The following is a 23,907-nucleotide window of genomic DNA, read 5'->3' as shown; positions in this document are numbered from 1 at the left end:
CCGGGCTTCCAGATTACTGCGGGTTAGCAGGCTTGCGCGGGCGGCGTCGGCGCTGCCCTTCTCCTGCCGGCTTGCCTTCGCCGCTGCGCCACGGGTTTTCACCGGACGGTTTGCCGTCGTTGCTACGACGCGGCGGTTTGCCCGCTGGCTTCGGCGCGCCGCCTTCGGCACGACGCGGCTGCTGACCGCGACCGCCGCCGCCCTGACCGCGACCGCCACCCTGACGACCGTTCTGAATCGGCTCGGCCTTGATGGACGGATCCACTTCATAGCCCGGGGTTTCGATGCGCGGGATCTCTTTCTTCAGCAGGCGTTCGATGTCGCGCAGCAGCTTGTGTTCATCCACGCAGACCAGAGAGAGCGCCTCACCGGTTGCAGCCGCGCGGCCGGTACGGCCAATACGGTGCACGTAGTCTTCCGGCACGTTTGGCAGCTCGTAGTTCACCACGTGCGGCAGCTCTTCAATGTCCAGACCACGGGCGGCAATGTCGGTTGCCACCAGCACGCGAATGTCGCCGGACTTGAAGTCCGCCAGCGCACGGGTACGCGCGCCCTGGCTCTTGTTACCGTGAATGGCGGCGCTGCGGATGCCGTCTTTATTCAGCTGTTCCGCCAGGTGATTCGCGCCGTGCTTGGTGCGGGTGAAGACCAGCACCTGCTGCCAGTTACCCTGGCCGATCATCTGGGAGAGCAGTTCCCGCTTGCGCTTTTTATCCACAAAGTGAACGTGCTGCGTCACCTGCTCGGAGGCGGTGTTGCGGCGCGCCACTTCCACTTCCAGCGGGTTATGCAGCAGCTTTTCCGCCAGCGCCTTGATCTCGTCGGAGAAGGTCGCGGAGAAGAGCAGGTTCTGACGACGCGCGGGCAGCTTAGCCAGCACGCGACGAATGTCGTGGATGAAGCCCATGTCCAGCATGCGGTCGGCTTCGTCCAGCACCAGAATTTCGATGCTATCGAGCTTCACCGCGTTCTGGTGTTCGAGATCCAGCAGACGACCCGGCGTTGCCACCAGCACGTCCACGCCGCCGCGCAGCTTCATCATCTGCGGGTTGATGCTGACGCCGCCGAAAACGACCAGCGAGCGAATGTTGAGATAGCGGCTGTAGTCACGCACGTTCTCGCCAATCTGCGCCGCCAGCTCGCGGGTTGGGGTCAGGATCAGGGCACGAACCGGACGACGCCCTTTGGCGTGCGGCTGGTTTTTTACCAGCAGCTCTAACAGCGGCAGCGTAAAGCCCGCGGTTTTACCGGTACCGGTCTGGGCGCTGGCCATCAGGTCACGGCCCTGAAGAACGGCAGGAATAGCCTGCTGCTGGATTGGGGTTGGCTCAACGTAGCCCTGCTCTGCGATCGCGCGCAGAATTTCCGGGTTCAGGCCAAGGGAATCAAAAGACATAAAAACTCCGAACCGCCCCGACCGTCACAGGTGTAGTTTTCAGGGAGATATAACGAATAGGGGAGGACAAAAACCACAATGTCGCGAAGGGGCGGAGTGTAGCAGCTTTTGTGACGTGGCGCATAAAATATCCCTCAGCGTTTCCTCGACGTTAGCGTGAATCAGGCATAATCTTAATCAATCGATTGATTAATTTTTACTGCTGCCATGAATACGACACCCACAACAAGCAAAGGTGAACAGGCCAAAAATCAGCTTATCGCCGCCGCGCTGGCGCAGTTTGGCGAGTACGGGCTGCATGCGACCACGCGCGATATTGCCGCGCTGGCCGGGCAGAACATTGCGACGATTACTTACTATTTTGGCTCAAAAGAGGATTTATATCTCGCCTGCGCCGACTGGATCGCCGATTTTATCGGTACGCAGTTTCAGCCGCACGTTGAGGAAGCCACCGCGCTGCTCGGCGAGCCGTCGCCCGATCGCGCCGCCGTTCGCGAGCTTATTCTCACTGCCTGCCACAATATGATTCGCCTGCTGACGCACGACGATACGCTCAACCTGAGCAAGTTTATCTCCCGGGAGCAGCTCTCCCCCACTGCCGCCTATCAGCGGGTACACGATCGGGTGATTGCCCCGATGCATACCCACCTGACCCGGCTGATCGCCGCCTATACCGGGCGCAATGCCAACGATACCGAGACCATTTTGCATACCCACGCCCTGCTGGGTGAGATCCTTGCCTTCCGTCTGGGCCGGGAAACCATCCTGTTACGCACCGGCTGGACACAATTTGATGAGGATAAAGCCGCGCAGATTGGCCAGGTCATCGCCTGTCATCTCGATCTGATCCTGCAAGGCTTAACGCAAAGGAGCCTGAAGTCATGAAAAAACCTGTCGCCATCATTCTGGTGGTTGTTGTTTTGCTTGCCGCGGGCGTCGGTGGATGGCTGTGGTATCAGAGCCATCAGGATAAAGGCCTGACGCTGTACGGTAACGTGGATATTCGCACGGTGAACATGAGCTTCCGCGTCGGCGGACGTCTCGCCTCGCTGAGCGTTGACGAAGGCGATGCCATTAAAACCGGGCAGACGCTGGGCGTGCTGGATAAAGCGCCCTACGAGAACGCCCTCATGCAGGCCAAAGCGGGCGTCTCCGTCGCCCAGGCGCAGTACGATCTGATGCTGGCCGGCTATCGCGACGAAGAGATCGCCCAGGCCGCGGCGGCCGTTAAGCAGGCGCAGGCGGCCTACGACTACGCGCAGAACTTCTACGCGCGCCAGCAGGGGCTGTGGAAAAGCCGCACCATCTCCGCTAACGATCTGGAGAATGCGCGCTCGTCCCGCGACCAGGCGCAGGCGACGCTGAAGTCCGCGCAGGATAAATTAAGCCAGTACCACACCGGTAACCGCCCGCAGGACATTGCCCAGGCCAAAGCCAGCCTTGAACAGGCTCAGGCGCAGCTGGCCCAGGCGCAGCTGGATCTGCACGACACCACCTTAATCGCGCCGTCTGACGGCACGCTGATGACCCGCGCCGTGGAGCCGGGCAGCATGCTCAGCGCGGGCAGCACCGTCTTAACGCTCTCCCTGACCCGCCCGGTCTGGGTGCGCGCCTACATTGACGAGCCGAATCTCGGCCAGATGCAGCCGGGCCGCGAGCTGCTGCTCTATACCGACGGTCGCCCGGACAAGCCGTATCACGGCAAGGTGGGCTTCGTCTCCCCTACCGCCGAATTCACGCCGAAAACCGTTGAAACGCCGGACCTGCGTACCGACCTCGTGTATCGCCTGCGCATCATCGTCACCGATGCGGACGACGCCCTGCGTCAGGGCATGCCCGTCACCGTAAAAGTGAACAACGGGGAACGACATGAATGACGCGGTTATTCAGCTCAGCAATCTGGTTAAACGCTTTAAGGGGATGGACAAACCGGCGGTCGCGCCGCTGAACTGCACCATCCAGAAAGGCTATGTCACCGGGCTGGTCGGCCCGGACGGGGCGGGCAAAACCACGCTGATGCGAATGCTGGCCGGTCTGCTGAAGCCGGATGAAGGCTCGGCCAGCGTGCTGGGCCTTGACCCGATCAAAGATGACGGCGCGCTCCACGCCATGCTCGGGTACATGCCGCAGAAGTTTGGCCTGTATGAAGACCTGACGGTGATGGAAAACCTGAACCTGTACGCCGACCTGCGCAGCGTCACCGGCGAAACGCGACAAAACACCTTCGCCCGGCTGCTGGAGTTTACCTCCCTCGGCCCGTTCACCGACCGGCTGGCGGGCAAGCTTTCCGGCGGGATGAAGCAGAAGCTGGGGCTGGCCTGCACGCTGGTGGGCGAGCCGAAGGTGCTGCTGCTGGACGAGCCCGGCGTGGGCGTGGACCCGATTTCCCGCCGCGAGCTGTGGCAGATGGTGCACGAGCTGGCGGGCGACGGGATGCTGATCCTCTGGAGCACCTCCTACCTCGACGAAGCCGAACAGTGCCGGGACGTGCTGCTGATGAACGAGGGCGAACTGCTTTATCAGGGCGAGCCGACGACGCTGACCCAGAGCATGGCCGGGCGCAGCTTCCTGCTGCACAGCCCGCAGGAGTCCAACCGCAGGCTGCTGCAGCGGGTGCTCAGGCTGCCGCAGGTCAGCGACGGGATGATTCAGGGCCGCTCGGTGCGGGCGATCCTCAAAAAAGAGGCCAACGTCGACGATATTCGCCGCGCGCCCGGCATGCCTGAGATCGAAGTGGAAGAGACAACGCCGCGCTTTGAGGACGCCTTTATCGACCTGCTGGGCGGCGCGGGGACGTCGGAGTCTCCTCTCGGCGCCATTCTGCACACGGTGGAGGGCACGCCGGGGGAAACGGTGATTGAAGCGAAATCCCTCACCAAAAAATTCGGCGATTTCGCCGCCACCGATAACGTCAACTTCGCGGTAAAACGCGGCGAGATTTTTGGCCTGCTCGGGCCGAACGGCGCGGGGAAATCGACCACCTTTAAGATGATGTGCGGCCTGCTGGTGCCGACGTCCGGCAAGGCGCTGGTGCTGGATATGGACCTTAAGGTCAGCTCCGGCAAGGCGCGTCAGCATCTGGGCTATATGGCGCAGAAATTCTCGCTGTATGGCAACCTGACCGTCGAGCAGAATCTGCGCTTTTTCTCCGGGGTATACGGCCTGCGCGGGCGCGCCCAGAGCGAGAAAATCCGCCGCATGAGCGACGCCTTCGGGTTAACCAACATTGCCTCCCACGCCACCGACGAACTGCCCCTCGGCTTTAAGCAGCGCCTCGCGCTGGCCTGCTCGCTGATGCACGAGCCGGATATTCTGTTTCTCGATGAGCCGACCTCCGGCGTTGATCCCCTCACCCGCCGCGAGTTCTGGCTGCACATCAACAGCATGGTGGAAAAAGGGGTGACCGTGATGGTGACCACCCACTTCATGGACGAGGCGGAGTACTGCGACCGCATCGGGCTGGTCTATCGCGGCAAGCTGATTGCCCACGGCACGCCGGACGACCTGAAAAACCAGGCCGCCGACGATGAGGTCCCGGACCCGACCATGGAGCAGGCGTTTATCACCCTCATCCACGACTGGGATAAGGAGAATACCCATGCGCAGTAACGCCATTTCCTGGCGCCGGGTGCGGGCGCTATGCATTAAAGAGACGCGGCAGATCGTGCGTGACCCCAGCAGCTGGCTGATTGCGGTGGTGATCCCCCTGCTGCTGCTGTTTATCTTCGGCTACGGCATTAACCTGGACTCCAGCAGGCTGCGGGTCGGGATTTTGCTGGAGCAGCAGAGCGAAGAGGCGCTGAGCTTCACCCACGCCATGACCGGCTCGCCCTACATTGATGCCACCATCAGCGACAGCCGCCAGGAACTGATCCAGAAGATGCAGGCCGGGAAAATTCGCGGCCTGATCGTTATTCCGGTGGATTTTGCCGCCAACATGGCGCGGGCGAACACCGATGCGCCGATCCAGGTGATCACCGACGGCAGCGAGCCGAACACCGCGAACTTCGTGCAGGGCTACGCGGAGGGGATCTGGCAGCTCTGGCAGATGCAGCGCGCGGAAGATCGGGGGGAAGAATTTAAGCCGCTGATTGACGTGCAGACGCGCTACTGGTTCAACCCCGCCGCCATCAGCCAGCACTTTATTATTCCGGGCGCGGTGACGATTATCATGACGGTCATTGGCGCGATCCTGACCTCGCTGGTGATCGCCCGCGAGTGGGAGCGCGGCACCATGGAGGCGCTGCTTTCAACCGAAGTGACGCGGGTCGAGCTGCTGCTGTGCAAGCTGATACCCTACTACTTCCTCGGCATGCTGGCGATGCTGCTCTGCATGCTGGTCGCCGTCTTTATCCTCGGCGTGCCGTACCGCGGCTCGCTGGTGGTGCTGTTCTTTATCACCAGCCTGTTTTTACTCAGCACGCTGGGGATGGGGCTGCTCATCTCCACCATCACCCGCAACCAGTTTAACGCCGCCCAGGTGGCGCTCAACGCCGCCTTTTTGCCGTCGATTATGCTGTCCGGGTTTATTTTCCAGATAGACAGTATGCCTGCCGTCATCCGCGCCGTGACCTACATCATTCCGGCGCGCTACTTCGTGAGCACGCTGCAAAGCCTGTTCCTCGCGGGGAATATTCCGGTGGTGCTGATTATCAACACGCTGTTTTTAATGGCGTCAGCGGTGATGTTTATCGGATTGACGTGGTTGAAAACCAGACGGCGTCTGGATTAAGGAGCGAACATGTTTCACCGACTATGGACGTTAATACGCAAAGAGCTGCAGTCCCTGCTGCGCGAGCCGCAAACCCGCGCCATTCTGGTATTGCCGGTGCTGATCCAGGTTTTGCTGTTCCCGTTTGCCGCAACGCTTGAGGTGACCAACGCCACCATTGCCATTTACAACGAGGACAACGGCAGGCATTCCGTCGAGCTGACGCAGCGTTTTGCCCGGGCAAAAGCCTTTACCCACATCCTGCTGCTGAAAAGCCCGCAGGAAATCCAGCCGACCATCGATACGCAAAAAGCCCTGCTGCTGGTGCGCTTCCCGGCGGATTTTTCCCGCAATCTGGACACCTTCCAGACCGCGCCGATGCAGCTGATCCTCGACGGGCGCAACTCCAACAGCGCCCAGATCGCGGCCAACTATCTGCAGCAGGTGGTGAAGGATTACCAGCAGGAGCTGATGGACGGTAAACCGAAGCCCAACAACAGCGAGCTGGTGGTGCGCAACTGGTACAACCCGAATCTGGACTACAAGTGGTTCGTGGTGCCGTCGCTGATCGCCATGATCACCACCATAGGGGTGATGATCGTCACCTCCCTCTCCGTCGCCCGCGAGCGCGAACAGGGCACGCTGGATCAGCTGCTGGTCTCCCCGCTCGCCACCTGGCAAATTTTCGTCGGCAAAGCGGTGCCGGCGCTGATCGTTGCGACCTTCCAGGCCACCATCGTGCTGGGGGTGGGAATTTGGGCCTACCAGATCCCGTTTGCCGGTTCGCTGGCGCTGTTTTACTTCACGATGGTGATTTACGGGCTGTCGCTGGTGGGGTTTGGGCTGTTAATTTCGGCGCTCTGCTCAACGCAGCAGCAGGCGTTTATCGGGGTATTCGTCTTTATGATGCCCGCGATTTTGCTCTCCGGGTACGTTTCCCCCGTCGAGAACATGCCGGTGTGGCTCCAGGATCTGACGTGGATAAACCCGATTCGCCACTTTACGGACATCACCAAGCAGATCTATCTGAAGGATGCGAGTCTGGATATTGTCTGGGGAAGTTTGTGGCCGCTACTGGTCATCGCGGCCACGACGGGCTCAGTGGCGTACGCGATGTTTAGACGCAACATCGCGTAGCTTTTTCTCTTTGGTCAGCAACGAGACGACCGCAGGCCCTGCGAGGATAGCCAGACCCGCCAGGGCCAGCAGCAGGTTGTTTTGCAGCACGCGTGACAGCAGCCACAGCACGATCATCGCCGCACCAAAATACCAGGTGGTGGTGAGCTCTTCGAGCACGTCACCCACCTCGCGCCAGCGCGCTTCATGGTGGCGCTGTAAGAACAGCATCGACAGCACGGTGACGCCATAAAGGACGCATAGCCCCAGGCCAACACGCACCAGCGTGCCGCTCATCCAGCCCATCACCAGCACGGCCACGACCATTAAATGCAACATTATCTGCCAGCAACTTAACCCCGTTGCGACACGAACACGTTGTTGCCACTTCATGGCTTCTCTCCTGAAGGATTTTTCTCTGCTTAATCAGACTACCGCACTTTACGGAAAATTCCGTAACGCCGCATCTTTTTGTGACGCCGACTACACTTTATTTTCATTGGGATAGTCACTCAGGAAGGGGCTTATGACTCAAAAAATGCAGCATTTCTCGCTTAAGGTGCTGACGATAAACATTCATAAAGGCTTCACGGCATTTAACCGCCGCTTCATTTTACCGGAGCTGCGCGACGCGGTACGCACCGTCAGCGCCGATATTGTCTGCCTGCAGGAGGTGATGGGCGCACACGAAGTCCATCCGCTCCACTTTGAGAACTGGCCCGACACGCCGCACTATGAATTTCTGGCCGACACCATGTGGAGCGATTACGCCTACGGCCGCAACGCGGTCTATCCGGAAGGCCACCACGGCAACGCGGTGCTGTCCCGCTACCCTATTGAATATTATGAAAACCGCGACGTTTCCGTCGGAGAAAGCGAAAAGCGCGGCCTGCTTTACTGCCGCATTACCCCGCCCGACCTTGAGCAGCCCATCCATGTCGGCTGTGTTCACCTTGGCCTGCGCGAGGCCCATCGTCAGGCGCAGCTGAATATGCTGGCCGACTGGGCCAACGCGCTTCCCGAAGGTGAACCGGTAGTGGTGGCGGGCGATTTCAACGACTGGCGGCAGCGGGCAAACCATCGGCTGAAGGTGCAGGCCGGGCTGGAGGAGATTTTTACTCGCGCCAACGGCAGGCCTGCGCGCACCTTTCCGGTCCGTTTCCCGCTGCTCCGGCTTGACCGCATCTACGTGAAAAATGCCCACGCCAGCAGCCCGACCGCCCTGGCGCTCCTCAACTGGCGACATCTTTCCGACCATGCCCCGCTCAGCGCGGAGATCCACCTATGAAATGTTCCTGGCAGGAAGGCAACCGGATCTCGCTGCTGGTCAACGGCGATGAGTATTACCCGGCCGTCTTTAAGGCGATTGATAACGCTAAGCAGAGAGTGATCCTCGAAACCTTTATCTGGTTCGAAGATAACGTCGGCAAACAGCTGCACGGCGTGCTGCTGCGCGCCGCCCGACGCGGCATCAAAATTGAAGTGCTGCTGGATGGCTACGGCTCGCCGGACCTCAGCGACGGTTTCGTCAATGAACTGACCGCTGCGGGCGTGGTGTTCCGCTACTACGATCCCGGTCCGCGCCTGTTCGGCATGCGGACCAACCTTTTCCGCCGGATGCACCGCAAAATTGTGGTGGTGGATGAGACGGTGGCGTTTGTCGGCGGCATTAACTACTCCGCCGAGCACATGTCCGACTACGGCCCGGAAGCGAAGCAGGATTACGCCATTCGCATTGAGGGCCCGGTAGTGCAGGACATCGTATTATTCGAACTGGAGAACCTGCCGGGGAAAGAGGCCGTTCGCCGCTGGTGGAAACGCCGCCATCGCCCGGAGGAGAACCGCAAGCCCGGCGAAGCGCAGGCCCTTTTCGTCTGGCGCGACAACGGCGAGCACCGGGACGATATTGAACGCCATTACCTGAAGATGCTCGCCAACGCGAAGCGCGAGGTGATCATTGCTAACGCCTACTTTTTCCCGGGCTATCGCCTGCTGCACGCCATGCGCAGCGCGGCCCGGCGCGGGGTACGGGTGAAGCTGATTGTGCAGGGCGAGCCGGATATGCCGATCGTCAAAGTCGGCGCTCGGCTGCTGTATAACTACCTGGTCAAAGGTGGCGTTCAGATCTACGAATATCGCCGCCGACCGCTGCACGGCAAAGTGGCGCTGATGGACGATCACTGGGCCACCGTCGGATCCAGCAACCTGGATCCGCTGAGCCTGTCGCTCAATCTTGAAGCCAACCTGATCATTCACGATCGCCAGTTTAACCAGACCCTGCGGGACAACCTGCAGGCGCTGATCGTTAACGACTGCGTGCGCGTGGATGAGTCTATGGTGCCGAAACGCACCTGGTGGAACCTGGGCATCAGCGTAGTGGTGTTCCACTTCCTGCGCCATTTCCCGGCGATGGTCGGCTGGCTGCCGGCGCATACGCCGAAGCTGGCGCAGGTCGACCCGCCGGTACAGCCCGAAATGGAAACCCAGGACCGCGTTGAGGCGGAAGACGGAGGCAAACCCTGATGTCGAAATCACATCCGCGCTGGCGGCTTGCGAAAAAAGTTCTTACCTGGGTGTTCTTTATTGCGGTCGCCGTTCTGCTGGTGGTTTACGCCCAAAAAGTTGACTGGGAAGAGGTGTGGGAGGTCATCCGCAACTACAACCGGATGGTGCTGCTGGGCGCGGTAGGGCTGGTTATCGTGAGTTATCTGATGTACGGCTGCTACGACCTGCTGGGCCGGGCATACTGCGGCCACAAGCTGGCTAAACGCCAGGTGATGCTGGTGTCGTTTATTTGCTACGCCTTCAACCTGACGCTGAGTACCTGGGTCGGGGGGATTGGCATGCGCTATCGCCTCTACTCGCGTCTCGGGCTGCCGGGCGGGACCATAACACGCATTTTTTCCCTGAGCATCACCACGAACTGGCTGGGCTATATTCTGCTCGGCGGGGTGATTTTCACCATCGGCGTAGTCCAGCTGCCCGCGCACTGGTACATCGATGAGGCCACGCTGCGCATCCTGGGCATCGTGCTGCTGCTGATCATCGCCGCGTATCTGTGGGCCTGCGCCTTCGCTAAGCGCCGTCACATGACCATAAAAGGGCAAAAGCTGGTGCTGCCGTCGTGGAAGTTCGCGATGCTGCAGATGGCGGTATCCAGCGCTAACTGGATGGCGATGGGGGCCATCATCTGGCTGCTGATTGGCGAGGACGTGAATTACTTCTTCGTGCTGGGCGTGCTGCTGGTGAGCAGTATTGCGGGCGTCATTGTGCATATTCCTGCGGGGATCGGCGTGCTGGAGGCGGTATTTATTGCCCTTCTGGCCGGGGAGCATGTCTCTCAGGGAACGATTATCGCCGCCCTGCTGGCGTACCGCATGCTCTATTACTTCCTGCCGCTGGCGCTGGCAACGGTTTGTTATCTGGTGCTGGAGAGTCGGGCGAAAAAGCTGAGAGCGAAGAACGAGAAGGCGTTAGCGAAATGAAAGCCCCCTCACCCCAGCCCTCTCCCCTAAGGGGCGAGGGAGCAAAGACTGCACCGAGCAGTCCCCTCTCCCCTATGGGGAGAGGGTTAGGGTGAGGGGAATACAACCTTAACGACGGTTGCCGAAAATCCGCAGCAGCATCAGGAACAGGTTGATGAAGTCCAGGTAGAGCGTCAGCGCGCCCAGAATCGAGTATTTGCGCAGGTTCGAACTGTCGCGCACGTCGATCTGCTCGCCGATGTTTTTCAGCTTCTGCGTGTCATACGCCGTCAGCCCAACGAAGACCACCACCCCGATGTAGGTAATGGCCCACATCAGCGCGTCGCTCTTCAGCCACAGGTTCACCAGCGACGCCAGCACAATCCCAATCAGCCCCATAAACAGCATGCTGCCAAAGCCGCTCAGGTCACGTTTGGTGGTGTAGCCGTAGAGGCTCATCGCGCCAAACATTCCGCCGGTCACCACAAACGTGCTGGCGATGGAGGAGTAGGTGTAGACGATGAAAATACTGGAAAGCGTCAGCCCCGTTAGCGCCGAATAGAGCATAAACAGCGTGGTCGCCATCCCCGCGCTGAGCTTATGCACCAGACCGGAGAGCACGAACACCAGCCCCAGCTGGGCGATAATCAGCCCAAAGAAGGTGATTTTGCTGGAGAAGATAAACATCATCAGTTCAGGCGTGTTCGCCGCATACCACGCGATAAACGCGGTAAGCAGCAGGCCGACCGTCATCCAGCCGTACACCTGAGCCATATACGTCTGCAGGCCGCTACGGGTCTGCTGTACTATTGAATCGGAACGCGGAAATCGGTCCATGATTCACTCCTGATTAAGATTAAGTAGACACACACCTTAAGATTAACACATCCACGTCAACCGACTACCAACGGCTGGCGGCTTGTTTATCGCTGTCGCGGGATTCGACCCAGCGATCGCCTTCCGGCGTCGCTTCGCGTTTCCAGAACGGGGCTTTGGTTTTGAGGTAATCCATAATGAACTCCCCCGCCGCGAACGCGCTGCCGCGGTGCGCGCTGGTCACCCCGACAAAGACAATCTCTTCGCCTGGCCACATCTCGCCGATGCGGTGGATCACGGTGACGCGCCCGAGCGGCCAGCGGCCTCGCGCTTCCGCCACAATCTCCGCCAGCGATTTCTCGGTCATACCCGGATAATGCTCCAGCGTCAGCGCCTTCACGCTGTCGCCGAGGTTGTGGTTGCGCACCTTGCCGGTGAAGGTGACGACCGCGCCGTCTTCATCGCGTTCCGCCAGCCAGCTGTATTCTGTCCCCACGTTAAAACGCGCGGGACTCACCAGAATTCGGGTTTCAGCCATCTCAGCCCCCCGTGACCGGCGGGAAGAAGGCCACTTCATCCCCTGCGGCCAGCGGATGGCTGAATTCCACCAGCGTCTGGTTAACGGCGGCAAGCAGTTTGCCTTCGTCCAGCGCCAGCGCCCAGCGGTCGCCCTGCGCCGCCAGATGCGCGCGCAGGGCAGCAACGTTTTCAAAAGAGCCCTCCAGCGTCAGGCTGTCGGTATTCACCAGCTCGCGCACCTGGGCAAAAAAGAGCACCTTAATCATGGCTGTCCACCTTAAAATCAGCGGATTTGCCGCCGCTTTTAGCCAGCAGGCGCACCGGGCCAATCACCATATCTTTCTGCACCGCTTTGCACATGTCGTAGATGGTCAGCGCGGCAACGGAGGCCGCCGTCAGCGCCTCCATCTCCACCCCGGTTTTGCCGGTTAAGCGGCAGAGTGACTCAATCCGCACGCGGTTGTGCTCCGGCTGCGCCTGCAGGTTTACTTCCACCTTGCTCAGCATCAGCGGATGGCACAGCGGGATTAAGTCCCAGGTGCGCTTGGCGGCCTGAATGCCCGCGATGCGCGCGGTGGCAAAGACGTCGCCCTTGTGGTGACTGCCGTCGATAATCATCGCCAGCGTTTCCGGCTGCATGGTAACGAACGCTTCCGCGCGCGCCTCGCGCACCGTCTCGGCTTTGGCAGAGACGTCCACCATATGCGCTTCGCCAGCGGCGTTAATGTGGGTCAGTTGTGACATAGCTTATTTCTTTAAATGAGGATGAAAATTACACGGACGGGTACGGGCATCCAGCTGCGGGGCGATGATGTTTTCCCACGCGGTGCGGCAGGCTTTTGTCGAGCCCGGCATGGCGAAAATCAGGGTTTTGTTAGCCACGCCGGCAACGGCGCGCGACTGCAGCGTGGAGGTGCCGATCTCCTCAAAGGAGAGCATGCGGAACACTTCGCCGAAGCCTTCCACCTCGCGGTCAAACAGCGGGATCAGCGCTTCAGGCGCCTGATCGCCTGCGGTAAAACCGGTGCCGCCGGTGATCAATACCACCTGCACGTCATCGCTGGCGATCCACTGAGAGACCTGCGCGCGAATGGCGTAGCGGTTCTCCTTCACGATGGCTTTATCGACGATGTGATGCCCCGCGTCATGGGCCGCCTCGCGCAGCCAGTGGCCGGACGTATCATCCTCTTCGCCACGGCGGTCGGAAACGGTAAGGATAGCAATGCGTGTCGGGATAAATTCTGCGCTGACCTGACTCATCTTCTGATTCCTTCTTAAGCCTGATTACCCGCCGATGTAGGACAGGTTCTGAGTAATGCCGGTATTGCCCTGATGCAGGAAGTGGGTCTGTTTTTTGTGCGTCAGCGCTTCAGAAATGCGTGCTTCAAGCGCGGCCTGCTGCGCATCGTTTTCAAGCAGATCGCGAAGGTCTACGCCGCCGTCGCCGAACAGGCAAAGGTGGAGTTTACCCACGGAGGAGACGCGCAGGCGGTTGCAGCTGGCGCAGAAGTCTTTCTCATAGGGCATGATAAGCCCGATCTCGCCTTCGTAATCAGGATGGCAGAAGACCTGCGCCGGGCCGTCGCTGCGCTGGCGGATCTGGTGGATCCAGCCGCGCCTGAGCAGCGCGTCGCGCAGCACCATGCCGGAGATGTGATGCCGACGGAAGAGCTCGCTGCCCTCGCCGGTTTCCATCAGCTCGATAAAGCGCAGCTGAATGGGACGGGATTTGATCCACGCCAGGAATGTATCAAGCTGATGATGGTTCACATCACGCATCAGCACCGTGTTGACCTTAACTTTTTCGAAGCCCACCGTGAACGCGGCGTCGATGCCGTCCATGACCTGCTGAAATTTATCCTGGCCGGTAATGGCGTGGAACTGACGGGCGTCGAGGCTATCGACGCTGACGTTAATCGCCGTCAGCCCCGCATCGCGCCAGTTCGCCACGTCACGCGCCATGCGGTAACCGTTGGTGGTCACCGCAATCTGGCGGATGCGCTCGTTTTCACGCACGGCGGCAATGATGTCGGGGAAATCGCGGCGCAGAGTGGGTTCACCGCCGGTCAGACGCACTTTTTCGGTGCCGAGCTCAGAGAAGGCGCGCGTAACGCGGCGCACTTCATCGACGGAGAGAAAGCCGTTATTGGTAACGCTGCCCGGTTTGTAACCGTCGGGCAGGCAGTAGGTGCAACGGAAGTTGCACACATCGGTAATCGACAGACGCAAGTAGTAAAACTTACGCGCGAAAGCATCAGTAAGTTGTGAAGCCATGTACACCTTTCCAGATACGGGAGGCACAGTCATTTCTTTCTGTACCCTGGTGGCACATTTGCCACGGCCAGAGCGCCATATCTTTCGACACAGGCACAAGGGCTAGAGTGTATGTTTTCAATGTTGAAAACGTGGTTAGAGCGATAGTAGCGCGGAAATTCTGACTGCGCCATTATCGCTTTGCGCTATATAATCATCTATATAGCGATTCAATCCTGCATTTTCGCTACAGAATACCTAAAAATCGTATTTTCACATTGATATACGTCATTTTGCATCGGGTAAGGCATCGTCTTTTAGGGGTAGTTAGGTTACTGTTACGCGATCGAACGTGATAAGGAATACGTATGCGCAATCGCACTTTTGCGGATCTTGACCGAGTGGTCGCTCTTGGCGGAGGGCACGGCTTAGGCCGGGTGATGTCCTCGTTGTCTTCACTCGGCTCAAGGCTGACGGGGATAGTGACCACCACCGATAACGGCGGCTCAACCGGGCGAATTCGTCGTGCCGAAGGCGGTATTGCCTGGGGAGATATGCGCAACTGTCTAAACCAGTTAATTACCGAACCAAGCGTCGCCTCAGCGATGTTTGAGTACCGTTTTGGCGGTAATGGCGAACTTTCCGGGCATAACCTTGGAAATCTCATGTTAAAGGCGCTGGATCACCTGAGCGTAAGGCCCCTGGAAGCGATCAACCTTATCCGTAATTTGCTCAAAGTGGACGCATTCCTGATCCCCATGTCTGAACAACCGGTTGACCTGATGGCAATCGACGCTGAAGGGCATGAAGTGTACGGCGAGGTGAATATTGACCAGCTCCTCGTGCCGCCAACGGAGCTCATGACCTATCCGGCCGTGCCCGCCACGCGAGAAGCGGTGGAGGCCATTGGGGAAGCGGATCTTATCCTGATCGGTCCGGGCAGTTTCTATACCAGCCTGATGCCCATACTGCTGGTGAAAGAGCTGGCGCAGGCGCTGCGCCGCACCCCTGCCCCGATGGTTTATATCGGCAATTTAGGCCGTGAGCTGAGCCCGGCGGCGGCGAGCCTGTCGCTGGCAGACAAACTGAGTCTGATGGAGCAGTACGTCGGCAAGAAAATCATTGACGGTGTAGTCGTGGGCCCGAAAGTAGATGTGTCAGGGATTGGCGATCGTCTGGTGGTGCAGGAGCCGCTGGAGGCCTCAGACATCAAGTATCGCCACGACCGTCACCTGCTGCGCGAGGCGCTGGAGAAAGCGATTCAGGCGCTGGGCTAGGTTCGTTTTGTGCGGCCTGTTGCCCTTGTATGTTTAAAGTCACTTCAGTTACCCGTCAACAGACGGGTAAACTGTCACTGAGTTTGACCTGATGCCACAGCCCGTTAGCCCTCTGGGTTTCCAAGCCCGCGGGTGAGCTCATGGCGTGGCATCAGTTTTCCTGTTAACCCGAACAGCTGCCTGGGCGGCCTGTGCCAGCCCGTATATTACAAGGCCGGGAGACTCGAACATGACTGAACATACCAACGTTGGCATCGATATCGCCAAAGAGACCTTTGATGTATTTATCAGTCCTGACGGGATTTTTCTTCATCTGGATAATACCCCTCAGGGCCATCAGCTACTCCTCGACGCCCTTTCATCCCGTACCGTTACACGCATCGTGATGGAAGCCACGGGGCGCTACCACAACCTGCTTGCTGCCACGCTTGAACTTGCCGGGCTGCCTGTCGCCGTCGTTAATCCTGCTCAGGTCAAACACTTCGCCCGCGCTCTCGGGACGCTGTTCAAGACAGACCCGAACGATGCCCGCATCATCTGCGAGTTTGGCCGCAGGATGACACCGGATATCAGACCCGCTCCGGACGAACAGACGCAGCGTCTCGCCATGATGGTATCCCGCCGCCGCCAGTTGGTGGACAACAGAACCATGGAGCAGAACCGCTACGGCTCCTGCACTGATGAGCTTATCCGGATGGGTATCAAACGGCATATTGACTGGCTTAACGCAGAGATAAAGGACACGGATGACGACATCGACCAGCAGATAAAAGTGATGCCGCTATGGCAGGAGAAAGTGAAGCTGCTGGAAGAAGTCAAGGGTATAGGACGGACAACGCTGGCGGTTCTGCTGTCGATGCTGCCGGAGCTGGGACAACTTAACAGACGTAAAATCAGCGCACTGGTAGGCGTGTGTCCTTATGCCCATGACAGCGGAAAGATGAAAGGAAAACGATGTATCTGGGGAGGACGAAGTGCGGTGCGTGCAGCGCTGTACATGGCGGCAATGTCAGCGGTGCGTTATAACCCAACCATACAGGCTTTTTTTGAGAAACTGAGAAGCAAGGGAAAAGCCTTTAAAGTGGCGATGACAGCCTGCGTCAGAAAGCTGGTAACAATCCTGAATGCGATGGTGCGGGACAATAAAAAATGGGCGGCAGCTTAGTCGTCAGCTGTTGACTTTAAACACAGCTGCTCACCCCGGCCCTCTCCCACAGGGAGAGGGAGAAAAAACATCACCGACTCACGATGCCGCAATAAACAAATCCCGCAGCTGATGAAGCTGGTCGCGGATCTGCGCCGCCTCTTCGAACTCCAGGTTCTGCGCGTGCTGCATCATCTGCCCTTCCAGCTCGTGAATTTTCTGCTGCAGCGCCTTCGGCGTCAGTACGACGGTATCTTCTTCCACCACGGAACGCGCCTTGCCGCGGCCTTTCGTTTTGGTTTTGGCAATGTTCTGACCGAGCGCCAGAATATCCACCACCTTCTTGTTCAGCCCCTGCGGGGTAATGCCGTGCTCTTCGTTGTAGCGCTGCTGTTTCTCGCGGCGGCGCTCCGTTTCGCCGATCGCTTTCGCCATCGACGGGGTGATTTTGTCACCGTACAGAATCGCTTTGCCGTTGACGTTACGCGCCGCGCGGCCAATGGTCTGGATAAGGGAGCGTTCAGAACGCAGGAAGCCCTCTTTATCCGCATCCAGAATCGCCACCAGCGAGACTTCCGGCATATCCAGGCCTTCTCGCAGCAGGTTGATCCCCACCAGCACGTCAAACTCGCCCAGACGCAGGTCGCGGATAATCTCCATGCGCTCCACGGTGTCGATATCCGAGTGCAGATAGCGCACCTTCTCACCGTGTTCTTCAAGATACTCGGTCAGGTCTTCCGCCATGCGCTTGGTGAGCGTCGTCACCAGCACGCGCTCGTTGATGGCGGAACGGGCCCGGATCTCAGAGAGCAGATCGTCCACCTGCGTGGCCACCGGGCGCACCTCGATAATCGGGTCCAGCAGCCCGGTCGGACGGACTACCTGGTCGATCACCTCATCGCCCGATTTCTCCAGCTCGTAGTTGCCCGGGGTGGCCGACACGTAGATGGTCTGCGGCGCCAGCGCCTCAAACTCTTCAAACTTCATCGGACGGTTATCCAGCGCTGACGGCAGGCGGAATCCGTACTCCACCAGCGTCTCTTTACGCGCCCGGTCGCCCCGGTACATCCCGCCGATCTGCGGGATCGTGACGTGGGATTCATCGATCACCAGCAAACCGTCTGCCGGAAGGTAATCAAACAGCGTCGGCGGCGGCTCGCCCGGCCCGCGCCCGGAGAGGAAGCGCGAGTAGTTTTCGATGCCGGAGCAGTAGCCCAGCTCGTTCATCATCTCAAGGTCGAACTGCGTGCGCTGGCTGAGGCGCTGCTCTTCCAGCAGCTTATTGTTCGCCAGCAGCACCTTACGGCGCTCGGCCAGCTCCACTTTGATCTCTTCCATTGCCTGCACGATACGCTCGCGCGGCGTCACGTAGTGCGTTTTCGGGTAGATGGTGAAGCGCTGGATCACCGACTCAACGTGTCCGGTCAGCGGGTCGAAGAGCGACAGGCGCTCGACCTCTTCGTCAAACAGCTCGACGCGCAGCGCCATATCGTCCGATTCCGCCGGGAAGATGTCGATCACTTCACCGCGCACGCGGAAGGTGCCGCGCTGGAAGGCCTGATCGTTACGGGTGTACTGCAGCTCGGCCAGTCGACGCAAAATCGCACGCTGGTCGATGATCATCCCCTGCGTCAGGTGCAGCATCATCTTGAGATAGAGATCCGGATCGCCCAGACCGTAGATCGCCGAAACCGACGCGACCACAACCACATCACGACGCTCCAGAAGCGCCTTGGTGGCCGACAGTCGCATCTGCTCGATGTGTTCGTTCACCGAGGCATCTTTCTCGATAAAGGTGTCAGAGCTCGGTACGTACGCTTCAGGCTGGTAGTAATCGTAGTAAGAGACGAAGTACTCCACGGCGTTTTCCGGGAAGAACTCTTTCATCTCACCGTAGAGCTGCGCGGCCAGGGTTTTATTCGGCGCCAGCACCATCGTTGGGCGCTGGAGATCCGCAATCACGTTGGCGATGGTGAACGTTTTACCCGAGCCGGTTACCCCCAGCAGCGTCTGGTGCGCCAGCCCGTCTTCCAGCCCCTCTTCGAGACGACGGATCGCCTCAGGCTGATCGCCAGAAGGACGGAAAGCAGAATTCAATTTGAACGGTTTACTCATGGGCGACAACCTGATGACGTTATAAGCGGCAGGTGAGTAATTTTACTCGTTGTTGCCAGGAATGCCAGTAAAAAACACTGGATGAAAAACCAGTAGCATGTCAGGATATTTAGCGTAGCGCCTGAATGATTAGCGCGATAGCGGCCAAAATTTGGACTGTGACAATATAAAACACCAGTCAGGTCAGGTTATCCCCAGAACTTTTTCTTTTTTAACATTTGTCAAGCCAGGTAATGATAGTTTTGTGGCAACGGGTGACGCTTTCATGACGGGAATTGCTTTTATCTAAGCAATTAAATATTAAACGATATTTTCAAAAGCCGCGTTTCGCGTCAATTTGGTTGAAAGCCGCGTCTTCTCTCGCTTATCGCGTGTTTTCTAACTCTAATGCACATGGTTATCCACAGGAATAGTGGATAACTGCTTCCAGCCCGTGCGGAGTGGCGCTCGGCAAATTCCCGGGTTTTCCCACGAGACGGCAGGAAAAAATTTTTATAGCTCTTTTTTGCTGATTAACAGTTGCCTCATTCATAACCAACCAATGCGATCTTGCTCACATTTCCATCAACTCTCCCGCTGCACCACAACCCGACACCGCCAGCACCGTCAATGTGCACTCCCGGCTTTTTTTAAGCCCTTCTCCGGTGACCTATTCCTAAAAAAGCCGTTTTTTAAGCACATTTCGGTTTCTGGCAGGGGTTTTGCAGACTCAAACCCGAGCCTCACCTACACACATTTTTAAGGAGAGAAAGATGTTGAGTCTGCGTGCTGTGAATCAGTTTTACGGAAGCCAACATACGCTATGGAACGTGAATGTGGACTTTCCGCAAGGGATGTGTACGGGCGTCGTTGGCCTGCCGGGGATGGGGAAAACCACCCTCATGAACTGCATTGCCGGGAGAGTGCCCGTCGAAAGCGGCAGCATCATCTGGCACGAGGCGGGGGCCCCGCCGCGCGATTTGCTCAACCTGCCGCCAGAACCGCGTTCAGGGCCGGGGATAGGCTATGTCCCGCAGGACAGGCGGATCTTCTCCCAGCTGACGATTGAGGAGAATCTGCATATCGCCATGCGGGCGATGGGGAAACCCAACCCGGAAGCGAAAAGTGACGTTTACGACCTGTTTCCGACGCTCTACGCGCTGCGACAGACCCGCGCTAACGCGCTCTCTCCGGACGACCAGTATCAGCTGGCGCTGGCCAATGCGCTGGTCAACCGTCCGCACCTGCTGATCCTCGATGAGCCCCTGCACGGCGCAGGATACAGCTTCGCCCAGAAGCTGGGGCAGCTGCTGGTGCGCTTAAACCGGGAGTTGGGTATGACGGTGCTGTTAGCGGAGCAGCAGCTGTCGTTTATCCGCCGGGTGGCGGACCGTTTCTGCCTGCTCTATCGCGGGCGTAACGTGGCGCAGGGCCACGTTAACGAGCTGGATGACGAGCTTATCGCTCACTGGATGTCGCGGGAAGCAAGGCGCTGAGATCGAGATAACGCCCGGTGTCGGCCTTTTCCACGCCGCCAGCCAGCCAGGGGATCTCCCCGAGGCACGGTGCGGGCAGGACGCGCCCGAGCGTCGCCAGATATTCCTGGTGTCGTTTACCCGGCGCAACCACGTCGTTGGCTATCCAGCCCGCCAGACGCAGCCCGGCCTGCCGTACGGCCTGCGCGGTCAGCATGGCGTGGTTAATACAGCCCAGCTTAACGCCGACCACCAGAATGACCGGAAGCCGCTCGGCCTGCACCCAGTCAGCAAACGTCTGCGTGTCCGAAAGGGGCGTAAACCAGCCGCCTGCCCCCTCCACCAGCACCCAGTCGGCCCGGCTTTCCAGCGCCCGTAATCCGGCAGACAGCACGGCGAAATCAATCGGACGTTCCTCGTCGGCGCTGATAATGTGCGGCGAGGTCGGCTCGGCAAAGGTGTACGGATTCACCGCTGAATAGGCAAGCTCAAGGGTACTGTTGCGCTGGAGCGCCAGGGCGTCGGTGTTGCGTAGCCCCTCCGCCGTCATCTCGCTGCCGGAAGCGACCGGCTTGTATCCGGCGGTGTTTTTTCCGAGCCGTCGTGCCGCCTGCAGCAGCGCCGAGCTGGCAACCGTTTTGCCCACTTCCGTATCCGTGCCGGTGACAAAATAACGTTCAGTCACGTTCGATAATCCCATGAAAAAGTTGATAAGAGAGCGGGAAATGCCCCCGCTGCTGCGGCCAGGCCAGCTCCAGGCGCTGTAGCTGTCCCCGGGTCAGCGGCTTTTTCTCCCGCCCGGCGTGCAGGTGCGTGGCGCCGATGCCCTTCAACGAGCGCATGGCGCTAAGCGCATCGCCAAAATTGAGGGTGATGGTCTGCACCGTGCTGCGGTAGCGCCAGCCTGCCAGCGCCTGCGTCACCTGCTCGTGCGATAAAAAACGGTTAGCATGCGGCTGTTCGTCCACCGCTTTCCACGCCTGATTCAGCTCCGGCAGCGAACTTTCCAGCAGGGTGGTAAAGGCCACCTTCCCGCCCGGCCGCGCCACGCGATACAGCTCGCGTAAGGCCTGCGGCAGGCTGCTGCACCACTGCACCGCCAGATGACTCCAGACCAGATCGAACTGCGCATCCCCCAGCGGGATCGCCTCGATATCGGCCAGCAGATAGCGATCTGCTGCCTGCCCCTGACGCGCCACGTCAAGCATCCGGTCCGAGAGATCGATAGCCGTCACCCGGCTCCCCGTCCCGCGCCAGTAGCGGCTATTGCTGCCTGGACCACAGCCGGCGTCGAGCACCTGCGCAAAGCGGTTCTCGCCAAGCGCGGCCAGAAGCCCCTCCGCGCTCTGGCGCTGCAGGTCGTCGTGCTGCGAATAGCTCCGGGCGGCCCGACCAAAGGCCGCCGCGACGGCCTGCTTATTCACCGGCATCATGGAGCGCCTCCAACAGAATCTGGATATCGCGCGCTTCATGCGCCGCCGTCAGGGTTAAGCGCAGCCGCGCCGTGCCCGGTGGGACGGTGGGCGGGCGGATGGCGGTCACCCACATGCCGCGCTGGCGCAGCGCCTGTGCCAGGGCCAGCGCGCGGCCGTTTTCGCCGACAATCACCGGCTGGATGGCGCTTTGCGAATCGGGGCTGCGGAAGGGTAATTCCGCTAATCCCTTGCGGAAGCGGGCGATATGCTCTGCCAGACGCTGGCGACGTTCATCCCCTTCCGCGCTGCGGATCACCGCCAGGGACGCAGAGAGCGCCATCGCCTGCGCCGGGGGCATGCTGGTGCTGTAGATCAGGTGTCGGGCAAACTGCAGGAGGTAGTCGGCGACGGACTCGCTGCACAGCACGGCGGCGCCGCTGGCGCCAAAGCCCTTGCCGAAGGTGACGATCAGCAGCTCCGGCTTCACGTTTTGCTGATGCGCGCTGCCGCGACCTTCGTCGCCCATGACGCCAATGCCGTGGGCATCGTCCACCAGCAGCCAGGCGTTTTGCCGCTTAGCGGCCTCGTGCAGCGCGGCAAGCGGCGCGCTGTCGCCGTCCATGCTGAACACCCCTTCCGTGACCGCCAGCTGTTGGCCGTCGCAGGGTTTATCCAGCAGCGCAGCGAGCTGTCCCGCATCGTTATGGGCAAAGCGGCGCAGCTGGGCGGGGCTCAAATTTGCCGCCTCCAGCAGCGAGGCGTGGCTGAGTCTGTCGGCGACAATGCGATCGTCCTTCCCCATCAGGGCCGTGATGACCGCCTGGTTGGCGGCAAAGCCGGAGATAAAGAGCAGCGCGCGCGGGTAGCCGAGCCAGTCGGCAAGCGCCTCTTCCAGCGCCTGATGCGCCGTGGTGTAGCCGCTGACGTGTCCCGAGCCGCCGCTGCCCACGCCAAACCGCTCCGCGCCCTGCTGCCAGGCGCGGACGATGGCCGGATGCTGGCTCAGCCCGAGGTAATCGTTGCTGGAAAAATTGCAAAACTGCCGCCCCTCGCGGGTAAGAAAACGGCCCGCGCCGTTTTCCACCACCCTGCGGACGCGAAACGCCTCTGCCGCCCGGCGTTCGTCCAGCGCGGTATTAATTCGTGCCTGCCAGGTCATACGGCTGCCGCGTTGTAGAACTGGTCGGTGTCGGCGTTAAAAATCTGCTGCTCCAGCTGCTGCTGTTGCTCGTTATTGCCCGTCAGCACCTCGGTCTGATGCGGGTTCAGCCCCAGCTTGCGGAACAGCTGAACGTCTTTGTCCTCTTCCGGGTTCGGCGTGGTCAGCAGCTTGCAGCCGTAGAAGATCGAGTTGGCCCCGGCCATAAAGCACATCGCCTGGGTTTGCTCGTTCATCTGCTCACGACCGGCAGAGAGCCGCACGAAAGAGGTCGGCATCATGATGCGCGCCACCGCGATGGTGCGGATAAAATCAAACGCATCCACGTCGTCGTTATCCGCCAGCGGCGTGCCTTTGACCTTCACCAGCATGTTGATCGGCACGCTTTCCGGCGGGGTCGGCAGGTTCGCCAGCTGCAGCAGCAGGCCCGCGCGGTCTTTCACCGTTTCGCCTAAGCCCACGATGCCGCCGGAGCAGACCTTGATCCCCGCGTCACGCACTTTATCCAGCGTGTCCAGACGCTCCTGGTAGGTACGCGTGGTGATGATGTTGCCGTAAAACTCCGGCGAGGTGTCGAGGTTGTGGTTGTAGTAGTCCAGACCCGCCGCGGAGAGGCGCTGCGCCTGCTCGTCGTTCAGCGTGCCGAGCGTCATACAGGCTTCGAGGCCCATCTCCTTCACGCCCTTGACCATCTGCTCCAGATACGGCATGTCGCGATCGTGCGGGTTCTTCCACGCCGCGCCCATGCAGAAGCGGGTTGAGCCCGCGTTTTTCGCCTTGCGCGCGGAGTCGAGCACCTGCTCGACTTCCATCAGGCGCTCGGATTCGAGACCGGTTTTGTAGCGCGCGCTCTGCGGGCAGTATTTGCAGTCTTCCGGGCAGGCGCCGGTCTTGATTGACAGCAGCGTGCTGACCTGAACATGGCGGGGATCGAAGTGCTGACGATGCACCTGTTGGGCTTCGAACATCAGCTCAAGGAAAGGTTTGTTGAATAATTCAGTAACTTGCGACATCGTCCAGCGTGCGTGGTGAGCCATCGGGCTTCTCCAAAGGGTTTTGTTAATTTTC

At 59.6% G+C, this 23,907-nt stretch carries 24 protein-coding genes and 1 riboswitch; of the genes, 11 read left to right on the top strand and 13 right to left on the bottom strand.

The features are described from left to right. Positions 1 to 13: 13 nt before the first annotated feature. Complete coding sequence (gene rhlE / locus FY206_RS08025; RefSeq protein ID WP_032639029.1) at positions 14 to 1,396, bottom strand: ATP-dependent RNA helicase RhlE; 1,383 nt, start codon at positions 1,394 to 1,396, stop codon at positions 14 to 16. 207 nt (positions 1,397 to 1,603) lie between these two features. On the opposite strand from rhlE, the gene cecR reads away from it, so the two are divergent. Genes cecR through FY206_RS08000 form a run of 5 tightly spaced genes read left to right on the top strand, consistent with a single transcriptional unit; the run spans position 1,604 to position 7,244 of the window. Beyond that, positions 1,604 to 2,281 (top strand): transcriptional regulator CecR, encoded by a 678-nt coding sequence (cecR, locus tag FY206_RS08020; RefSeq protein ID WP_077064072.1) that lies wholly within the window; start codon positions 1,604 to 1,606, stop codon positions 2,279 to 2,281. Further along, the gene (hlyD, locus tag FY206_RS08015) at positions 2,278 to 3,273 is read left to right on the top strand and encodes a secretion protein HlyD (RefSeq protein ID WP_032639027.1); all 996 of its coding nucleotides are present in this window, start codon (positions 2,278 to 2,280) and stop codon (positions 3,271 to 3,273) included. Before cecR ends, hlyD begins: the two co-directional genes overlap by 4 nt. After that, a complete protein-coding gene (locus FY206_RS08010) occupies positions 3,266 to 5,005 on the top strand; it encodes an ATP-binding cassette domain-containing protein (protein WP_032639025.1) in 1,740 nt (579 codons plus the stop codon). The genes hlyD and FY206_RS08010 overlap by 8 nt, the downstream gene beginning before the upstream one ends. Further along, complete coding sequence (locus FY206_RS08005; protein WP_032639023.1) at positions 4,995 to 6,128, top strand: ABC transporter permease; 1,134 nt, start codon at positions 4,995 to 4,997, stop codon at positions 6,126 to 6,128. Before FY206_RS08010 ends, FY206_RS08005 begins: the two co-directional genes overlap by 11 nt. Before the next feature lie 9 nt (positions 6,129 to 6,137). Further along, positions 6,138 to 7,244, top strand: coding sequence for an ABC transporter permease (locus FY206_RS08000; protein WP_032639021.1), 1,107 nt, complete (start codon positions 6,138 to 6,140; stop codon positions 7,242 to 7,244). Here the strand turns inward: FY206_RS08000 and FY206_RS07995 are convergent. Then, entirely contained in the window at positions 7,206 to 7,616 is a 411-nt protein-coding gene (locus FY206_RS07995) for a YbhQ family protein (protein ID WP_032639017.1), read from the bottom strand. The two genes, FY206_RS08000 and FY206_RS07995, sit on opposite strands and share 39 nt — an antisense overlap. A gap of 133 nt (positions 7,617 to 7,749) precedes the next feature. On the opposite strand from FY206_RS07995, the gene FY206_RS07990 reads away from it, so the two are divergent. From FY206_RS07990 to FY206_RS07980, 3 genes are read left to right on the top strand one after another with little or no spacing between them, the layout of a single operon-like run. Beyond that, complete coding sequence (locus FY206_RS07990) at positions 7,750 to 8,511, top strand: endonuclease/exonuclease/phosphatase family protein (RefSeq protein WP_032639015.1); 762 nt, start codon at positions 7,750 to 7,752, stop codon at positions 8,509 to 8,511. Beyond that, positions 8,508 to 9,746: a cardiolipin synthase ClsB gene (clsB, locus tag FY206_RS07985; RefSeq protein WP_032639013.1), complete on the top strand. Its 1,239-nt coding sequence runs from the start codon at positions 8,508 to 8,510 to the stop codon at positions 9,744 to 9,746. Before FY206_RS07990 ends, clsB begins: the two co-directional genes overlap by 4 nt. Next, a complete protein-coding gene (locus FY206_RS07980) occupies positions 9,746 to 10,708 on the top strand; it encodes a lysylphosphatidylglycerol synthase domain-containing protein (RefSeq protein WP_032639011.1) in 963 nt (320 codons plus the stop codon). Before clsB ends, FY206_RS07980 begins: the two co-directional genes overlap by 1 nt. A gap of 108 nt (positions 10,709 to 10,816) precedes the next feature. Here the strand turns inward: FY206_RS07980 and FY206_RS07975 are convergent, their stop codons facing one another. The 6 genes from FY206_RS07975 to moaA all read right to left on the bottom strand — a co-directional run bounded on the left by FY206_RS07975 (position 10,817) and on the right by moaA (position 14,296). Next, entirely contained in the window at positions 10,817 to 11,524 is a 708-nt protein-coding gene (locus FY206_RS07975) for a Bax inhibitor-1/YccA family protein (RefSeq protein ID WP_032639005.1), read from the bottom strand. Positions 11,525 to 11,588: 64 nt separating this feature from the next. Continuing rightward, a complete protein-coding gene (gene moaE, locus FY206_RS07970; protein WP_032639003.1) occupies positions 11,589 to 12,041 on the bottom strand; it encodes a molybdopterin synthase catalytic subunit MoaE in 453 nt (150 codons plus the stop codon). A 1-nt stretch (position 12,042) separates the two neighbouring features. Continuing rightward, positions 12,043 to 12,288: a molybdopterin synthase sulfur carrier subunit gene (gene moaD / locus FY206_RS07965; RefSeq protein ID WP_032639001.1), complete on the bottom strand. Its 246-nt coding sequence runs from the start codon at positions 12,286 to 12,288 to the stop codon at positions 12,043 to 12,045. After that, the gene (gene moaC, locus FY206_RS07960) at positions 12,281 to 12,766 is read right to left on the bottom strand and encodes a cyclic pyranopterin monophosphate synthase MoaC (protein ID WP_032638999.1); all 486 of its coding nucleotides are present in this window, start codon (positions 12,764 to 12,766) and stop codon (positions 12,281 to 12,283) included. The genes moaD and moaC overlap by 8 nt, the downstream gene beginning before the upstream one ends. Positions 12,767 to 12,769: 3 nt before the next feature. Next, positions 12,770 to 13,282 carry a molybdenum cofactor biosynthesis protein B gene (gene moaB / locus FY206_RS07955; protein WP_032638997.1) on the bottom strand — a complete coding sequence of 171 codons (513 nt, stop codon included), beginning with the start codon at positions 13,280 to 13,282 and terminating at the stop codon, positions 12,770 to 12,772. Positions 13,283 to 13,306: 24 nt separating this feature from the next. Beyond that, positions 13,307 to 14,296, bottom strand: a complete 990-nt coding sequence (gene moaA / locus FY206_RS07950; RefSeq protein WP_032638995.1) for a GTP 3',8-cyclase MoaA — start codon at positions 14,294 to 14,296, stop codon at positions 13,307 to 13,309. After that, positions 14,284 to 14,418: riboswitch (molybdenum cofactor riboswitch) on the bottom strand. Its footprint overlaps the gene before it by 13 nt. Positions 14,419 to 14,643: 225 nt before the next feature. Here moaA and yvcK point away from each other — a divergent pair. Next, a complete protein-coding gene (gene yvcK / locus FY206_RS07945; protein WP_032638993.1) occupies positions 14,644 to 15,552 on the top strand; it encodes a uridine diphosphate-N-acetylglucosamine-binding protein YvcK in 909 nt (302 codons plus the stop codon). 229 nt (positions 15,553 to 15,781) lie between these two features. Then, positions 15,782 to 16,717, top strand: a complete 936-nt coding sequence (locus FY206_RS07940) for an IS110 family RNA-guided transposase (protein ID WP_032638800.1) — start codon at positions 15,782 to 15,784, stop codon at positions 16,715 to 16,717. A 78-nt stretch (positions 16,718 to 16,795) separates the two neighbouring features. On the opposite strand, the gene uvrB is transcribed toward FY206_RS07940, so the two are convergent. Further along, complete coding sequence (uvrB, locus tag FY206_RS07935; RefSeq protein WP_032638991.1) at positions 16,796 to 18,811, bottom strand: excinuclease ABC subunit UvrB; 2,016 nt, start codon at positions 18,809 to 18,811, stop codon at positions 16,796 to 16,798. A 752-nt stretch (positions 18,812 to 19,563) separates the two neighbouring features. Here uvrB and FY206_RS07930 point away from each other — a divergent pair. Beyond that, positions 19,564 to 20,286, top strand: a complete 723-nt coding sequence (locus FY206_RS07930; RefSeq protein WP_032638989.1) for an ABC transporter ATP-binding protein — start codon at positions 19,564 to 19,566, stop codon at positions 20,284 to 20,286. On the opposite strand, the gene bioD is transcribed toward FY206_RS07930, so the two are convergent. Genes bioD through bioB form a run of 4 tightly spaced genes read right to left on the bottom strand, consistent with a single transcriptional unit; the run spans position 20,249 to position 23,876 of the window. Beyond that, positions 20,249 to 20,950 (bottom strand): dethiobiotin synthase, encoded by a 702-nt coding sequence (bioD, locus tag FY206_RS07925; protein ID WP_077064525.1) that lies wholly within the window; start codon positions 20,948 to 20,950, stop codon positions 20,249 to 20,251. The genes FY206_RS07930 and bioD overlap by 38 nt on opposite strands. Next, positions 20,943 to 21,698, bottom strand: a complete 756-nt coding sequence (gene bioC / locus FY206_RS07920) for a malonyl-ACP O-methyltransferase BioC (RefSeq protein WP_032638985.1) — start codon at positions 21,696 to 21,698, stop codon at positions 20,943 to 20,945. Before bioC ends, bioD begins: the two co-directional genes overlap by 8 nt. Further along, positions 21,682 to 22,839 carry an 8-amino-7-oxononanoate synthase gene (gene bioF, locus FY206_RS07915; protein ID WP_032638983.1) on the bottom strand — a complete coding sequence of 386 codons (1,158 nt, stop codon included), beginning with the start codon at positions 22,837 to 22,839 and terminating at the stop codon, positions 21,682 to 21,684. The genes bioC and bioF overlap by 17 nt, the downstream gene beginning before the upstream one ends. Further along, on the bottom strand, positions 22,836 to 23,876 hold the full coding sequence (bioB, locus tag FY206_RS07910; protein ID WP_032638981.1) for a biotin synthase BioB: 1,041 nt from the start codon (positions 23,874 to 23,876) through the stop codon (positions 22,836 to 22,838). The genes bioF and bioB overlap by 4 nt, the downstream gene beginning before the upstream one ends. Positions 23,877 to 23,907 lie beyond the last annotated feature (31 nt).

It is taken from the genome of Enterobacter chengduensis (genome assembly GCF_001984825.2).
Classification (GTDB): domain Bacteria; phylum Pseudomonadota; class Gammaproteobacteria; order Enterobacterales; family Enterobacteriaceae; genus Enterobacter; species Enterobacter chengduensis.
The sequence above is the reverse complement of the archived record's forward strand: the minus strand, read 5'-3'. Positions and strand labels throughout refer to the sequence as shown.

What these genes read in the sequence shown, in the direction of transcription:
- rhlE (WP_032639029.1), bottom strand. Translation starts at nt 1,396, where the DNA reads ATGTCTTTTGATTCCCTTGGCCTGAACCCGGAAATTCTGCGCGCGATC.
- cecR (WP_077064072.1), top strand. Translation starts at nt 1,604, where the DNA reads ATGAATACGACACCCACAACAAGCAAAGGTGAACAGGCCAAAAATCAG.
- hlyD (WP_032639027.1), top strand. Translation starts at nt 2,278, where the DNA reads ATGAAAAAACCTGTCGCCATCATTCTGGTGGTTGTTGTTTTGCTTGCC.
- FY206_RS08010 (WP_032639025.1), top strand. Translation starts at nt 3,266, where the DNA reads ATGAATGACGCGGTTATTCAGCTCAGCAATCTGGTTAAACGCTTTAAG.
- FY206_RS08005 (WP_032639023.1), top strand. Translation starts at nt 4,995, where the DNA reads ATGCGCAGTAACGCCATTTCCTGGCGCCGGGTGCGGGCGCTATGCATT.
- FY206_RS08000 (WP_032639021.1), top strand. Translation starts at nt 6,138, where the DNA reads ATGTTTCACCGACTATGGACGTTAATACGCAAAGAGCTGCAGTCCCTG.
- FY206_RS07995 (WP_032639017.1), bottom strand. Translation starts at nt 7,616, where the DNA reads ATGAAGTGGCAACAACGTGTTCGTGTCGCAACGGGGTTAAGTTGCTGG.
- FY206_RS07990 (WP_032639015.1), top strand. Translation starts at nt 7,750, where the DNA reads ATGACTCAAAAAATGCAGCATTTCTCGCTTAAGGTGCTGACGATAAAC.
- clsB (WP_032639013.1), top strand. Translation starts at nt 8,508, where the DNA reads ATGAAATGTTCCTGGCAGGAAGGCAACCGGATCTCGCTGCTGGTCAAC.
- FY206_RS07980 (WP_032639011.1), top strand. Translation starts at nt 9,746, where the DNA reads ATGTCGAAATCACATCCGCGCTGGCGGCTTGCGAAAAAAGTTCTTACC.
- FY206_RS07975 (WP_032639005.1), bottom strand. Translation starts at nt 11,524, where the DNA reads ATGGACCGATTTCCGCGTTCCGATTCAATAGTACAGCAGACCCGTAGC.
- moaE (WP_032639003.1), bottom strand. Translation starts at nt 12,041, where the DNA reads ATGGCTGAAACCCGAATTCTGGTGAGTCCCGCGCGTTTTAACGTGGGG.
- moaD (WP_032639001.1), bottom strand. Translation starts at nt 12,288, where the DNA reads ATGATTAAGGTGCTCTTTTTTGCCCAGGTGCGCGAGCTGGTGAATACC.
- moaC (WP_032638999.1), bottom strand. Translation starts at nt 12,766, where the DNA reads ATGTCACAACTGACCCACATTAACGCCGCTGGCGAAGCGCATATGGTG.
- moaB (WP_032638997.1), bottom strand. Translation starts at nt 13,282, where the DNA reads ATGAGTCAGGTCAGCGCAGAATTTATCCCGACACGCATTGCTATCCTT.
- moaA (WP_032638995.1), bottom strand. Translation starts at nt 14,296, where the DNA reads ATGGCTTCACAACTTACTGATGCTTTCGCGCGTAAGTTTTACTACTTG.
- yvcK (WP_032638993.1), top strand. Translation starts at nt 14,644, where the DNA reads ATGCGCAATCGCACTTTTGCGGATCTTGACCGAGTGGTCGCTCTTGGC.
- FY206_RS07940 (WP_032638800.1), top strand. Translation starts at nt 15,782, where the DNA reads ATGACTGAACATACCAACGTTGGCATCGATATCGCCAAAGAGACCTTT.
- uvrB (WP_032638991.1), bottom strand. Translation starts at nt 18,811, where the DNA reads ATGAGTAAACCGTTCAAATTGAATTCTGCTTTCCGTCCTTCTGGCGAT.
- FY206_RS07930 (WP_032638989.1), top strand. Translation starts at nt 19,564, where the DNA reads ATGTTGAGTCTGCGTGCTGTGAATCAGTTTTACGGAAGCCAACATACG.
- bioC (WP_032638985.1), bottom strand. Translation starts at nt 21,698, where the DNA reads ATGATGCCGGTGAATAAGCAGGCCGTCGCGGCGGCCTTTGGTCGGGCC.
- bioF (WP_032638983.1), bottom strand. Translation starts at nt 22,839, where the DNA reads ATGACCTGGCAGGCACGAATTAATACCGCGCTGGACGAACGCCGGGCG.
- bioB (WP_032638981.1), bottom strand. Translation starts at nt 23,876, where the DNA reads ATGGCTCACCACGCACGCTGGACGATGTCGCAAGTTACTGAATTATTC.